Source organism: Streptomyces sp. NPDC002889, from assembly GCF_042888425.1.
Classification (GTDB): Bacteria; Actinomycetota; Actinomycetes; order Streptomycetales; family Streptomycetaceae; genus Streptomyces.
Genome location: NZ_JBIAPT010000005.1, coordinates 251722 through 265674, shown reverse-complemented (window position 1 = coordinate 265674; position 13953 = coordinate 251722). Strand labels below are relative to the sequence as shown.

Here is a 13953-nt window from a genome sequence, read left to right as displayed (position 1 = left end):
CCGGGCCTTTGTTGAACATGACGCCGAATTCAACTATAAACGATCCGGACGCCGGCTGCCGGTCCCCCCGCGGGCCGTGGCGCATGTCATCGGTGATGGCGGAGACGGTCACTGACTGGTCGCAGCGCCCCCAACGGGCGTTCGGCACCGCCTACCGGCATCGAGCCAGGCTCACGGAGCTTCAACCCTTGAAGCTCCCGGACGAACCGGACCGACAGGAAGCAGTGAGGCGACATGAGGGAAGCAGTCATCGTTTCGACGGCACGGACGCCGATCGGGAAGGCGTACCGCGGCGCGTTCAACGACACCCAGGCGCAGGAACTTGCCGCCCATGCCCTCTCGCACGCGGTGCAGCGCGCCGGGCTCGAGGGAGGTGAGGTCGAGGATGTGATCCTCGGCTGCGCCATGCAGCAGGGGTCCTCCGGTGGCAACGTCGCGCGCCAGGCCGCTCTCCGTGCCGGACTTCCGGACACCGTGTCGGGTATGACGATCGACCGACAGTGCTCATCGGGCCTGATGGCGATCGCGACGGCCGCCAAGCAGATCGTCGGCGACGGCATGCAGGTCTGCGTCGGCGGCGGTGTCGAGTCGATCTCCTTGGTGCAGAACGACCACATGAACACCCACCGCATGGCGGATCCCTGGCTGGTCGAGCACAAGCCGAGTATCTACATGCCGATGTTGCAGACGGCGGAGATCGTCGCCGAACGCTACGGCGTGAGCCGGGAACGCCAGGACGAGTTCGCGCTGGTGTCACAGATGCGCACCGCGGCGGCGCAGGAGGCCGGGCGGTTCGACCAGGAGATCGTCGCGTTCGAAAGCGTCAAGAAGGTCCTGGACAAGCAGTCCGGGGAAGTGCGGGACGAGGCCGTGACCCTGACCCGGGACGAGGGCAACCGCGCGTCGACCACACTCGAGGGCCTGGCCGGCTTGGTGCCGGTGCTGCCGGACGGTCGGGTGACCGCGCATTCCAGCGTGACGGCGGGCAACTCCTCGCAGTTGTCGGACGGGGCTTCGGCGTCGGTGCTGATGGAGGCGAAGGAAGCCGAGCGTCGCGGGCTGGAGCCGCTGGGCGTGTACCGGGGCATGGCCGTCTCCGGTTGCGGGCCGGACGAGATGGGGATCGGTCCGGTGTTCGCCATTCCGAAGCTGCTGAAGCAGCACGACCTCACCATCGACGACATCGGTTTGTGGGAACTCAATGAGGCGTTCGCTTCCCAGGCGCTGTACTGCCGTGACGAACTGAACATCGACCCGGAGCGGTTCAATGTGGATGGCGGTGGAATCTCGGTCGGTCATCCGTACGGAATGACCGGTGCCCGCCTGGTGGGGCACGCCCTGATCGAGGGCAAGCGCCGCGGTGTCCGGTATGTGGTGATCTCGATGTGTGTCGGCGGTGGAATGGGCGCAGCCGGACTGTTCGAGGTTGCTTGAGGTCCGCGTCCCGGCTGGGCGCGGGGCAAGGGGCCAGGCGGTGGCGGTACCGGCCCGTCCTCCGAGCCCTCCGCGTCTCCCTGCCTCTCTGTACGAGGCGGGGCCGGGCCGTCGGCGTCGCGGAGTCGACCGGAAGAAGCCCGCCCTCCTCCTTGCGCGGGCTTCTGGAGGCCGCGCGACGAGGGCCGGCGGGGCATGGCTGCTGTCGCGTGAGGCCGGTGGAAAGCCGGCCGTGAGAGAGGGTGTGGGTATTGTGTCGAACGTGGTGGAAGGGGCCCGTACCGCAGTCCTCGTGGACTTCGGCGGGGTCATCACCTCGAGTGTGCTGCAGGCTTTCACCGACTTCGGAGCCTCGCTCGGCGGCGACCCGCGCCTGCCGCTGGACCTCCTCCGCCGGGATCAGCCATCACGCACCCTTCTGGCCGACCACGAGTCCGGCCGTATCGACGCCGAAGCCTTCGAGCGAGGGTTCGCCGAGCGTCTCCGCGCCCACGGCGCCGCGGTGCAGGCGGAGGGGCTCACGGCCCGGATGCAAGCGGGAATGTCGATCGACCGGGACGTGCTCGCGCTGCTCGATGATCTCCGCGCCGCCGGGTATCCCGTTGCGCTGGTATCCAATTCGTTCGGAACCGGAACCTACGACGGCGTCGACCTCGCCTCTGTGGCGGACGCGGTCGTCATCTCCTCCGAGGTCGGGATCCGCAAGCCTTCCCGGCGGATATACGCGATCGCATGTGAACGCCTCGGCATCACCCCCGAGGAGGCAGTCATGATCGACGATCTGCAGCAGAACCTCGACGGGGCGGCGCGGATCGGAATCGGGGGCGTGCTGCACACCAGTGCCACCGACACCCGCCGCCAACTCGCCGAACGCTTCGGGATCACCGCCTGACCGATCGGCCGGTCTGCAAGGTCGACGGTCACGGGAGACCGGTCATGCCCGGAACGACACCGCGGGCCGAGCGCAGTGCTCTCGCCCGCCGTGTGCGGCACCCATGCCCTCCCGTTCGGCCGGCGGCGGGACTGAGTACCACCTCCGGCCACTTCCCGCCGCCCAGTGACTTGAAGTCGAGGACGGATTCAAGTCTACTGGGCAGGGGGGAGACCGCACCGCATCACCTGCTCACATCCCCGGAAGGCACCGCCCATGGCCAGTGTTTTCGACCCGGTCTGCCGCCACGCGGCTGCAACTCCCGACAACATCGCGCTGCGCGGCGGCGCGGATCAGTGGACCTACCGGCAGCTGTGCGACGCGAGCGTTCGGTATGCGGGTGCATTGGTGGCCGCGGGCCTGTCGCCCGGGGATCGGGTACTGCTGGCGGTGCCGTCGGTGCCCGAGTTCGTGGTTGCCTACCTCGGGATCCAGGCCGCGGGCTGTGTCGTGGTGCCGATCAACACGATGTCCACCCGGGCCGAGCTCGAATACGTCCTCGACGACGCCGGGTGCTCGTTGGCGATCGCATGGCACGCCCTGGGCCCCGCCGTCGCGGAGGCGGCCTCGGCGCTCAAGGTGCCCTCTTGGGCACTGTCCCCGGGCGCGACGGTCACCGATGCCGGCCCGGCCCGCGTCGTCGACCGGGACCGCGACGAGACCGCGGCCATTCTGTACACCTCGGGTACGACGGGGCGGCCGAAGGGTGCCCGGCTCACGGTCGGAAACCTGTTGTCCGCAGGGGAGATCGGCGCCGAGTGCAGCCGCGGATCGAGCGCCGACCGTACCGGCACCGGACTCCCGCTGTTCCACGTGTTCGGCCAGGCGTCGGTCATGATGGCGACCTTGACCGCGGGCGGTTCGATGTCGTTGCTGGCCCGATTCGACCCGGCGTCGATGCTGGAGATGCTGCGCCGGGACCGGCTCACCATCATGGCCGGCGTGCCGACCATGTGGAACGCGATGCTGCACGCGGCGGGCGATGCGAACCCGGCGGACTTCGCCCAGCTCCGTGTCGCTGTCTCCGGCGGCGCATCCCTGCCCGGGGAGATCGCCCGGGCCTTCGAGGCCCGGTTCGGCTGCACCATCCTCGAGGGCTATGGGCTCACCGAGACCACCGCGTTCGGCACCTTCAACGACATCGACCGCGGCGGCAAGACCGGGTACACCGGCCGGGCTGTCCCGCGGCTCCAGATCCAGGTGCGTGACATCGACGGCAACGAGTGCCCGCCGGGCACCGTCGGCGAGGTCCACATCAAGGGACCCACGGTGATGAGCGGCTACTGGAAACGCCCCGCGGACACCGCCGCGGCAATCTCGACCGACGGCTGGTTCCGGACCGGCGACCTGGGCGAAACCGACACGGACGGCGACCTGCGAATCGTCGACAGGATCAAGGACCTGATCATCCGCGGCGGCTACAACGTCTATCCCGGTGAGGTCGAGGAAGTGCTCTACGAGCACCCGGACATCATCGAGGCAGCCGTGGTCGGCGTTCCCGACGACCACTACGGCGAGGAGGTCGCCGCGCTCATCGCGGCCCGGCCCGGTTCGGATATCGGTGCCGCTGAGATCTCGAGCTGGACACGAGAGCGACTGTCCGCCTACAAGGTCCCGCGCATCATCCGGTTCGTCGACGCGCTGCCCAAGGGCCCGAGCGGGAAGATCCTCAAGCGTTCCATCGACCGTACGGAGCTGACCCGCGACCCCGCGCCCGGCGACGTACCCGCCCGTCGGCACTGAGCATCCGTCGACGGACGAGATGTGTCGGCCGCGGAAGAAAGACGACCTGTTCACCGGCGCGCGGCATCCGGAACCCGTGGCGCCCGCCGGTGCAACGGCCGCGCGCCGTAGGGGTACGCACGGGTGACCGTCCACGGTCCGGATGGGCATCGCGCTTCGGTCCGGATGGGCATCGCGCTGCATTCCCAAGTGGTCAAGCGCCTGGACTCCGGCCACTTCGGTTGCCCCACGGACGGGTCGGGAACCGGCTCCGGAATTCCCCGAGCCCGCGCATCCTTGCACTTGTGATGCTGGCGTCGGATTCAAGTAGAGTTCGGGGGATGGACACCACTGCGCCCGAGGACAGCGAGAAGGCACCTCCGATGGCGCCCTTCTCGCCACTTCGCGAGCCGCCGACGACGAAGCGCGGAGCGCGGACACGAGCCGCTTTGGTGAAGGCCGCGCGGAAGGTGTTCGAGCGGGACGGCTACCTCGACACCCGCCTGGCCGACATCACCAAAGAGGCCCGATGTGCGGCGGGATCCTTCTACACCTACTTCGCCAACAAGGAAGAGGTGCTGGCCGCCGTCCTTCTGGAGGCGCAGGAGGACATGCTGCACCCCGGCATGGGCCGGGTGCCGGGTACCGACGATCCGTATGCAGTTCTCGAGGCGAGCAATCGCGCGTATCTCGAGGCATACAAGCGGAACGCCAAGCTGATGGCACTGCTGGAGCAGGTCGCACAAGTGGAGCCGGAGTTCCGTGAGTTCCGAAGCCGGCGCACGGATGTGTTCATCCGCCGCAACGCCCGAGGCATCGCCGACCTGCAGGCGCGGGGTGTCGCAGACCGCGAGGTCGATCCGATGATGGCCTCCCGTGCGCTGTCGGGCATGGTCAGCCTCATGGCCTACAACGCCTTCGCGCTCGGTGAAAGGCAAGAAGAAGGCACACCGGTGGACTTCGAGGAGCTCCTGTCCACGGTCACCCGGCTCTGGGCGAACGCCCTGCGGTTCTCCGGCCACCGATGATCCGGCTATAGCGCCGACGGGGGCGGAGCCCCGCCGCCTGCGAATGTTCGGCGACCTTGGCCCCGGCACCGGCGACGGAGACCGGCGTGCGCGAGCCTTCACGCTCGACGACCTGACTCGCCTGGTGCCGCCGGGTACCTTCTCCCTCCTCGCCTCACCCACTTCTGCGCGGATGTGGCGATCGTGTGCGGGCGGATGGGCGAGCTGACCGACGGGGCCGGGAACGGCACGTGGCCCTGGCCGTCGTCGGCGCTCCGGCGAAACCGTCGGACTCAGCAGCTGCGACGACAGCCGCCGGGCCGGTTCACAGGCGTAGATCCGGTGCGCGATGGTGCAGTCCCTCGCGACCGGGCGTTCGTGGCCGAGTGGCCGTCTCTCGCGTCCGACGAAGGCGTTGACCCCCTTCCGGCTTCCGCAGGACCGAGCCCCTGCCGATCCGTTCGGTGAGCCGCTCGTACCTCTGAGGACGGGCGAAGGGGCGGCGAAGCGGACCGTGAATTCTCTGTGGGCGGTTCAGTGGGGCGAGGCGGCGTTCTCTGTGTGGTGATGCGCACCCAAAGGTTGAACTTGACGTCGGATTCAATTATACAGGTGGACGGAGACCGGCCACCTCATCTCGGGGGCCGCGCCCCGGCACCGCACACCCCGCCACGGAGAGGGTTCGTTGTGAACGTTGCACAAAGAGTTGCCATCGTCACCGGGGGCGGTGGCGGCATCGGTGGCGCGCTGGTCGCACGGCTCGCACGTGAGGGTGCCCGGGTCGTCGTCGCTGACATCGACGGAGGCACCGCGCGGGCGGTATCGGAGAGCGTCAACGCCGACCATCCGGGAAGCACCGTCAGCGCCGGCGCGGACGCGTCGGACACCGCCCAGATCCAGCAGTTGATCGCCCTGGCGGAGAGCGCGTTCGGTCCGGTCGACCTCTACTTCGCGAACGCGGGCATCGCCGGGGCACCCGCCCTCGGCGCGAGCGAGGAGGACTGGGACCTCTCGATCGACGTGAACCTGCGAGCCCACATCCGTGCGGCGACGCTGCTGGTGCCGCGGTGGCTCGAGCGCGGCGAGGGCTACTTCGTCAGCACCGCCTCGGCGGCCGGGCTGCTCACCCAGATCGGCTCCGCCACGTACGCCGTCACCAAGCACGCGGCCGTCGGCTTCGCCGAGTGGCTGAGTGTCACCTATGGGGATCGCGGGGTCCGTGTCAGCTGTCTGTGCCCGATGGGGGTGGACACCAGGATGCTGTCCTCCGGGAAGGACTCCGGGGACGCCTTGGGGAGGGCGGCCACGCAGGCCGTCATGTCCGCGGGTGACGTCCTTGAGCCGGCCGAGGTCGCCGATTCCGTCCTGGCCGCGATCGAGGACGAGCGGTTCCTGATCCTGCCGCACGAAGACGTCCTGGACATGTACCGGCAGAAGGGCTCGGACTACGACAGGTGGCTGCGCGGGATGCGCCGCTACCAGAGCTCCCTGCTGGCTCAGTCATGACCGGCGCGCCGGGCGAACTCGTCCTCGCCGAACACCGCGGGCCCGTGCTGGTGCTCACGTTCAACCGGCCCGACAAGCTGAACGCCTGGACCGACGAACTCGAGGACCGCTACTTCACGCTGCTCGACGCCGCCGAAGACGACCCGGATGTACGTGCCGTCGTGGTCACCGGCGCGGGACGCGGATTCTGCGCCGGCGCCGACCTCCAGCGGCTGCGGGCTGCCGGCGAGGTCTCCGAGGCGGACCGGGCGCGGCGCCGGCCGCGCGACGTGCCGCTGACCCTGCGCAAACCGCTGATCGGTGCGGTCAACGGGGTGGCCGCGGGCCTGGGCATGGTGGAGGCGCTCTACTGCGACATCCGCTTCGGCTCGCCCGCGGCCCGGTTCACCACGGCATTCGCGCAGCGCGGGCTGATCGCCGAGTACGGGATCTCCTGGCTGTTGCCCCGGCTGGTGGGGCACAGCCGGGCAACGGACCTGTTGCTGTCGAGTCGCATGGTGAACGCGCAGGAGGCACTGCGTATCGGCCTGCTCGACCACCTGGTCCCCACCGGCAGTGTGGTCGATGCCGCTGTCGCGTACGCCGCCGATCTCGCGACGCGCTGCTCCCCGGCATCCATGGCCACCATCAAGAGCCAACTGCGCAACGACGCGGACGGCACCTACGCCGATTCCGTGACCCGGGCGGAAGGCGTCATGCTCCAGGCCTTCCGCGGGGCCGATTTCGTCGAGGGCGTGGCCAGTCACCTCGACAAGCGCCCACCGAGTTTTCCCTCCCTACCCGTCAGGAGTTCACATGTCCCTGTTTGAGACGTCGGACCGCGCCAAGAAGTACCAGGCGGATCTGCTTGAGTTCATGGATTCGCACATCTACCCCGCCGAGGCGGTGTACCACGAGCAGATGCGCGCGTCGGGTGACCCGCACTTCCATCCGCCGGTCATCGAGGAACTCAAGGCGGAGGCGCGCAAGCGCGGACTGTGGAACCTCTTCCACCCGCACCCCGAGTGGGGCCCCGGGCTGACGAACCTCGAGTACGCGCCGCTGGCGGAGATCATGGGGCGCAGCCACATCGCCCCCGAGGCGACCAATTGCAACGCCCCCGACACCGGCAACATGGAAGTGTTCACGCTGTTCGGCAGTGACGAGCACAAGGAGAAGTACCTGAGGCCCCTGCTCGACGGGACGATGGCCTCGGCCTTCGCGATGACCGAGCCGCGTGTCGCCAGTTCCGACGCCACCAACATCGAGCTGCGGATGGAGCGCGACGGTGACCAGTACGTGCTCAACGGCCGTAAGTGGTTCGCGTCCAATGCCCTGCACCGCAATTGCAAGGTGCTCATCGTCATGGGGAAGACGGATCCCACCGCTGCCCCGCACCGGCAGCAGTCGATGATGGTCGTCCCGATCGACGCCCCCGGGATCACGGTGATGCGCGGGTTGCCGGTGTTCGGCTACCAGGACCGCGAGGGGCACGCCGAAATCGATTTCACCGACGTGCGGGTGCCGGCCAAGGACGTACTCAAGGGCGAAGGCGAGGGTTTCGCGATCAGCCAGGCCCGGCTCGGGCCCGGTCGTATCCACCACTGCATGCGGGCGATCGGCGCGGCCGAGCGCGCGCTGGAGCTGATGTGCAAGCGCGCACAGTCACGGGTGACGTTCGGGCGCCCGGTCGCCGACCGGTCCAACATCCAGGACTGGATCGCGGAATCGCGCATCGACATCGAGATGATCCGCCTGCTCACGCTCAAGGCCGCGTACCTGATGGACACGGTCGGGAACAAGGAGGCGCGCACCGAGATCGCGGCCATCAAGGTGGCGGCCCCGAACATTGCGTTGAAGGTCATCGACCGCGCGATCCAGGTGCACGGGGGAGCAGGCGTGACCGATGACTTCCCGCTGGCGATGATGTACGCGCAACTGCGGACGTTGCGGCTGGCGGACGGTCCCGACGAGGTCCACAAGCGGGCCATCGCCAGGCAGGAGCTGCGGCAGTACCGCGACGCGGCCACCACGGCGGCAAGCGGCACGGGCACCCCCGGCGGCCACAAGGCAGCGGTGAACTGAGATGACAGGACTCGATCTCACCGGTCGCACCGCCGTCATCACCGGCGCATCGCGCGGTATCGGGCTGGCGATCGCCCAGGCCATCGCCGCGGCCGGCGGAAACGTCGTCCTCACCTCCCGGTCCCAGGAGGCGGCGGACGCCGCCGCGGCCCAGGTCAGGGGCACAGCCATCGGCGTCGGTGCACACGCGGTCGACGAAGAGGCGGCCCAGCGCTGTGTGGACCTGACGCTCGAGCGCTTCGGAAGCCTGGACATCCTCGTCAACAACGCGGGGACCAACCCGGCCTTCGGGCCGGTCCTCGACCAGGACCACGGGCGGTTCGCCAAGACCTTCGACGTGAACCTGTGGGCTCCCGTCCTGTGGACGCGGCTGGCCACGCGTGCCTGGATGGGCGAGCACGGCGGGGCGGTCGTCAACACCGCGTCGGTCGGCGGTATGGCCTTCGAGGCGAACATCGGTTTGTACAACGCCTCGAAGGCCGCACTCATCCATCTCACGAAGCAACTGGCCCTGGAACTCTCGCCGAAGGTTCGTGTCAACTCCGTGGCACCGGGTGTGGTGCGCACGAAGCTGGCCGAGGCCCTGTGGAAAGAGCACGAGCAGGCCGTGTCGGCGTCGACGGCGCTCGGGCGCATAGGGGAGCCTGCCGACATCGCCTCGGCGGTCGCCTTCCTCGTCTCGGACGCCGCGAGTTGGATCACCGGCGAGACCATGGTGATCGACGGCGGGCAGCTGCTCGGTGACGTGCTCCCGTTCCGGCAGGGAGTGGGCATCGGTGTCTAGCACGGGCATCGTCGGAATCGACGCCGGGGCGGTGAGCCGCTGGTTCGGAACCCTCGGCGTCGACTTCGCCGGGCCGTTGGCCTTTGACCGGATCGGGCTCGGCCAGTCGAATCTGACCTATCTCGTACAGGACCAGGACGGTCGCAGATGGGTGTTGCGGCGCCCACCGCTGGGTCGCCTGTTGGTGTCGGCGCACGACGTGGCCCGCGAGGCGCGGATTCTGGCCGCGCTGGAGGGCACCGCCGTACCGACCCCGCGGGTGCTCGGGCTGACCGCTGATCCCGCCGTGACCGACGTCCCGCTGCTGCTCATGGAGTTCGTGGACGGCCAGGTCGTCGACACGATGCCGATCGCGCAGTCGTTGACGCCCGAGCGCCGCCGGGCGATCGGGACGTCCTTGCCGCGGACGCTGGCGAAGATCCACGCGGTCGATCTCGAGACGGCCGGGCTGACCGGTCTGGCCGGCCACAAGCCGTATGCGCAGCGTCAGCTCAAGCGGTGGTCGGGCCAGTGGGCGAGGTCGCGGACCCGCGAGCTGCCCGCCCTCGAGGACCTCACGCGGCGCCTCGTCGCGGCTGTCCCGGAGCAGCGCGAAGTGACGCTCGTGCACGGCGACTTCCATCTGCGCAACGTCATCACGTCCTACGACACCGGGAAGGTGACGGCTGTGCTCGACTGGGAATTGTCGACACTGGGGGATCCGTTGGCGGACATGGGCAGCCTGCTGGCGTACTGGCCGGAACCGGGGGAGGAGGCGACCGGGGGCGATTTCGCCGCCTCCGCCCTCGAAGGCTTCCCGGACCGTGCCGAGATCGCTCAGGTGTACCTGACCGAAACAGGCCGGGACCCGGCGGCACTGACGTTCTGGCACGTGCTGGGCCTCTGGAAGGTGGCCGTGATTGCCGAGGGCGTGATGAGGCGGGCGATCGAAGAACCGAGGAACAGGAGCACGACAGGCACGCCCACCGTGGAACGTATCGATGCGCTCGTGGACAAGGCCTGCCGGATCGCCGGTGAAGCCGGGATCTGAGAAGTGTCGGCGATCTGCGATCGCGACGGGCGCCGCGCGGGAATCGGTGCCCGGTGGCGGACCGCGGGGAGGCAGACCCTGCGCCTTCCGGAGTGGGGTTGGGTCAGGCGCTCGACGTTCCTTTCGTGACCCCTGGCGGAGGTCACCGTGGGCCCGGCAGCAGGATGCCGGGCCCACGGGGCTGAGCGGAGTGCGGACTGCGGCGTGCGGTCAGCCCACGTTCGTCAGTTGCCGACTGCGGCCTGTGCCGGAAGCGTGACGATCATCTTGCCCGTGTTGTCGCCGCGGAGCATGCCGAGGAATGCCTCCACGTTGTTCTCGATGCCCTCCACGACGGTCTCCTCGTAGTGCAGCTCCCCGTCGCGGATCCAGCCGCCGACCTCCTGCACGAACTGCTGCTGCAGGTCGTTGTGGTCCGAGACCAGCAGGCCGCGCAGAGTGAGGCGCTTGCCTATGGCCAGCGCGAGGTTGCGCGGGCCGGGGGCCGGGGCCGTCGCGTTGTACTGGGCGATGGCCCCGCACAGCGCCGCGCGGCCGTGCACGTTGAGGGTGCCGATCGCCGCCTCGAGGTGGTCGCCGCCGACGTTGTCGAAGTAGACGTCGATGCCGTCCGGCGCCGCGGCCCGGAGCTGCTCGGCCACAGGCGCCTTCTTGTAGTTGAAGGCGGCGTCGAAGCCGTACTTCTCGAGGAGCAGTTCGACCTTCTCGTCCGAGCCCGCACTGCCGATGACCCGCTTGGCACCCTTGAGTCGGGCGATCTGCCCGGCCTGGCTGCCGACCGCGCCGGCCGCGCCGGAGACGAAGACGGTGTCGCCCTCCCGGAACTCCGCCACGCGCAACAGGCCGGCATAGGCGGTCAGTCCGGGCATGCCGAGGACACCGAGGTACGTGCTCAGCGGAGCGTCCGCCGGGTCGACCCTCACGGCGTCCGCCGCGTCGAGGAGCGCGTACTCGCGCCAGCCGAGCCCGTGCAGGACGTGATCACCCACCGCGATGGCCCTGGCGGGGGAGTCGTCGCCCACGGCGACGACGACGCCGACCGCACCGCCGTCCATCGGCTGGTCCAGCGGGAAGGGAGGGACATAGGACTTCACGTCGTTCATCCGGCCGCGCATGTAGGGGTCGACCGACAGGTGCAGGTTGCGTACGAGGATCTGACCGGAGCCGGGCGCGGCGACGGGCGCCTCGCGCAGGGCGAAGTCCTGCGGCCGGGGCACGCCGTTCGGGCGGCCGACCAGGTGCCATTCACGGCTGGTGGTGGGAAGGTCGTTCATGATGCGGGTGTCTCTTTCCTCCGTGCTCAGACACGGTTGCAGGGGGATCAGCCGAGGGGCTTGGCGAGGACGGCTTTGCGGTGGCTGAAGGTCTCGAGGGAGTAGCGGCCGTGGTAGCTGCCCATGCCGCTTTCGCCGACGCCCCCGAACGGCAGGTCGGAGATGGTGAGATGAGCCACCGGCAGGCCGAACCCGAGGCCGCCAGAGGAGGTTTCGGCGGCGAGCCGCTCCCGGGTGGTGTCGGAGTCGGTGAACGCGTAGAGAGCCAGTGGCTTGTCGCGCTCGTTGATGAAGTCGATGGCCTCGTCGAGCCCGGCCACCTCGACGATCGGGAGGATCGGACCGAAGATCTCCTCCTGCATGACCGGCGCGTCCGGTGACACCTCGGCCAGGACGGTCGGCGCGATGTACTTGGAGTCCCGGTCGTACGCCCCGCCGGTGACCTGGCGGCCGCAGGCGAGGAGGGCGGTCAGCCGGTCGAAGTGGCGTTCGTTGACGATACGGCCGTACTCAGGGGAGGCGGAGGCCTCCGGTCCGTACAGGCCCTCCACAGCCTTGGCCAGCGCTCCCTCCAGAGCGCGTGCGGTTTCGGGGTCGGTGAGGACGTAGTCGGGCGCGACGCAGGTCTGTCCGGCGTTGAGGAACTTCCCGGCCGCGAGGCGGGAGGCGACGGTGTCCAGATCGGTGCCCCGGTCCACGAACGCCGGGGACTTGCCCCCGAGTTCGAGGGTGACGGGGGTGAGGTGCCGGGCGGCTGCGGCCATCACGATGCGGCCGACCGTGCCGTTGCCGGTGTAGAGGATGTGGTCGAAGCGCTGCTCGAGCAGGGCGGTGGTCTCCGGGACCCCGCCTTCGACCACGGCGACCGCCTCGGTGTCGAGGTACTGCGGCAGGAGGCGGGCAAGGGCGGCGGACGTGGCCGGGGCCAGTTCGCTGGGCTTGGCGACCACCGCGTTGCCCGCGGCCAGGGCACCGGCCACCGGGGCCAGCAGCAGCTGCGCCGGGTAGTTCCAGGGGGCGATGACCAGTACGACGCCCAGCGGGTCGTACTGCGTCCAGGCACTCGCCTCCCCCAGGAACGCGGGCACCGGGGCCGGTTCGGGGCGCAGCCATCCGTCGAGGTGCTCCAGGGTGTGGTCGATCTCGCGTATGACGAAGTCGATCTCCGTGCGGTAAGCCTCGGTGGAGCTCTTTCCCAAGTCGGCGTGGAGCGCCGCGGCGAATATCTCACCCTGCTCGGTGAGCAGGGTACGCATCCGCTGCAGCTGCCCGGTACGCCAGGCCACGGGCTTGGTCCTGCCGGCGCGGAAGGTGGCGCGCAGCCGGGCGACGAGCTCGGCGGGCTGCTCGGGCGCAGAGTTGTTCATGGTTCCCTCACAGGTGCGGTACGTGGACGGGGGCGCTGTCGCAGCGCCGCGGGGCAGACCCGGGCGCCGGCGTCGGCAGGGGATCAGCCGCGGTTCAGGATGCCGATGATGTTCCGGGCGAGCTGCTCGGAGGAGGCGGGGTTCTGGCCGGTGTGCAGATTGCGGTCCGCCACGACGTGTGCGCTGAACGGAGCGGCTGCTGCAAAGCCGGCACCGAGTTCCACCAGGCGGTCCTGGAGCAGCCACGTGGCCTTGTCGGCGAAGCCGGCCGCGGTCTCCTCGGCGTTGGTGAAGCCGGTCATGCGGTAACCGGCGAACGGCCAGCTGCCGTCCTCGCGCCGGGCGGCGAGCAGGGCCGCGGGCGCGTGGCACAGCACCGCGAGGGGCTTGCCGGAGTCCAGCGCCGCGGTGAGGAGGCGGCCGGAGGCAGCGTCGACGGCGAGGTCCTCCATGGGGCCGTGGCCACCGGGGTAGAGGACGGCGGCGTACGCGTCGAGGTCGACCTCCTCGAGCTTGACCGGGTTCTCCAGGCCGGCGCGGATGGAAGCCAGGTACGCGGCGATGGCGTCGGCCTGTTCCTTGCCGCCGGTGGACTCGGCGGCGAGGCTGACGGCGTCGACGGTCGGAGCAACGCCGCCGGGCGTGGCGATGGTGACGTCGAACCCGGCCTCGCGGAACAGCCGGTGCGGTGTGGCGAGTTCCTCAGCCCAGTATCCGGTGGGGTGCGGGGTGCCGTCGGCGAGCGTCCAGTGGTCGGAACCGGTGACGACGAACAGGACTGTGGTCACAGCTGTCTCCTTTGGTAAGTGCGCGCCTCGCGCAGTGGTGGGGGTG

The 13953-nt window shown here is 69.4% G+C and carries 12 protein-coding genes; 9 read left to right on the top strand and 3 right to left on the bottom strand.

Translation table 11 applies throughout. From position 1 onward, the window contains the following. The first annotated feature begins 234 nt into the window (after nt 1-234). The 9 genes from ACFYWI_RS09950 to ACFYWI_RS09910 all read left to right on the top strand — a co-directional run bounded on the left by ACFYWI_RS09950 (nt 235) and on the right by ACFYWI_RS09910 (nt 10478). Nucleotides 235-1434 (top strand): acetyl-CoA C-acyltransferase, encoded by a 1200-nt coding sequence (locus ACFYWI_RS09950; protein ID WP_389228025.1) that lies wholly within the window; start codon nt 235-237, stop codon nt 1432-1434. A 253-nt stretch (nt 1435-1687) separates the two neighbouring features. After that, nucleotides 1688-2326: an HAD family hydrolase gene (locus ACFYWI_RS09945; protein ID WP_389228022.1), complete on the top strand. Its 639-nt coding sequence runs from the start codon at nt 1688-1690 to the stop codon at nt 2324-2326. 255 nt (nt 2327-2581) lie between these two features. Continuing rightward, nucleotides 2582-4108 (top strand): AMP-binding protein, encoded by a 1527-nt coding sequence (locus ACFYWI_RS09940; RefSeq protein ID WP_389228019.1) that lies wholly within the window; start codon nt 2582-2584, stop codon nt 4106-4108. A gap of 320 nt (nt 4109-4428) precedes the next feature. After that, a complete protein-coding gene (locus ACFYWI_RS09935) occupies nt 4429-5115 on the top strand; it encodes a TetR/AcrR family transcriptional regulator (protein ID WP_389228016.1) in 687 nt (228 codons plus the stop codon). Between the two features lie 666 nt (nt 5116-5781). Then, nucleotides 5782-6600, top strand: coding sequence for an SDR family oxidoreductase (locus tag ACFYWI_RS09930; RefSeq protein WP_389228013.1), 819 nt, complete (start codon nt 5782-5784; stop codon nt 6598-6600). Beyond that, nucleotides 6597-7409 carry an enoyl-CoA hydratase-related protein gene (locus tag ACFYWI_RS09925; RefSeq protein WP_389228010.1) on the top strand — a complete coding sequence of 271 codons (813 nt, stop codon included), beginning with the start codon at nt 6597-6599 and terminating at the stop codon, nt 7407-7409. The genes ACFYWI_RS09930 and ACFYWI_RS09925 overlap by 4 nt, the downstream gene beginning before the upstream one ends. Next, nucleotides 7396-8664, top strand: a complete 1269-nt coding sequence (locus tag ACFYWI_RS09920) for an acyl-CoA dehydrogenase family protein (RefSeq protein ID WP_389228007.1) — start codon at nt 7396-7398, stop codon at nt 8662-8664. Before ACFYWI_RS09925 ends, ACFYWI_RS09920 begins: the two co-directional genes overlap by 14 nt. A 1-nt stretch (nt 8665) precedes the next feature. Next, nucleotides 8666-9448 carry an SDR family oxidoreductase gene (locus tag ACFYWI_RS09915; protein ID WP_389228004.1) on the top strand — a complete coding sequence of 261 codons (783 nt, stop codon included), beginning with the start codon at nt 8666-8668 and terminating at the stop codon, nt 9446-9448. Then, entirely contained in the window at nt 9441-10478 is a 1038-nt protein-coding gene (locus ACFYWI_RS09910) for a phosphotransferase family protein (RefSeq protein WP_389228001.1), read from the top strand. Before ACFYWI_RS09915 ends, ACFYWI_RS09910 begins: the two co-directional genes overlap by 8 nt. Before the next feature lie 224 nt (nt 10479-10702). Here the strand turns inward: ACFYWI_RS09910 and ACFYWI_RS09905 are convergent, their stop codons facing one another. The 3 genes from ACFYWI_RS09905 to ACFYWI_RS09895 form a co-directional block, all read right to left on the bottom strand. After that, a complete protein-coding gene (locus ACFYWI_RS09905; RefSeq protein ID WP_389227998.1) occupies nt 10703-11752 on the bottom strand; it encodes an NADP-dependent oxidoreductase in 1050 nt (349 codons plus the stop codon). A 47-nt stretch (nt 11753-11799) separates the two neighbouring features. Next, nucleotides 11800-13119, bottom strand: coding sequence for an aldehyde dehydrogenase family protein (locus ACFYWI_RS09900; RefSeq protein ID WP_389227995.1), 1320 nt, complete (start codon nt 13117-13119; stop codon nt 11800-11802). Nucleotides 13120-13202: 83 nt separating this feature from the next. Then, on the bottom strand, nt 13203-13907 hold the full coding sequence (locus ACFYWI_RS09895; RefSeq protein WP_389227992.1) for a type 1 glutamine amidotransferase domain-containing protein: 705 nt from the start codon (nt 13905-13907) through the stop codon (nt 13203-13205). Nucleotides 13908-13953: the final 46 nt, after the last annotated feature.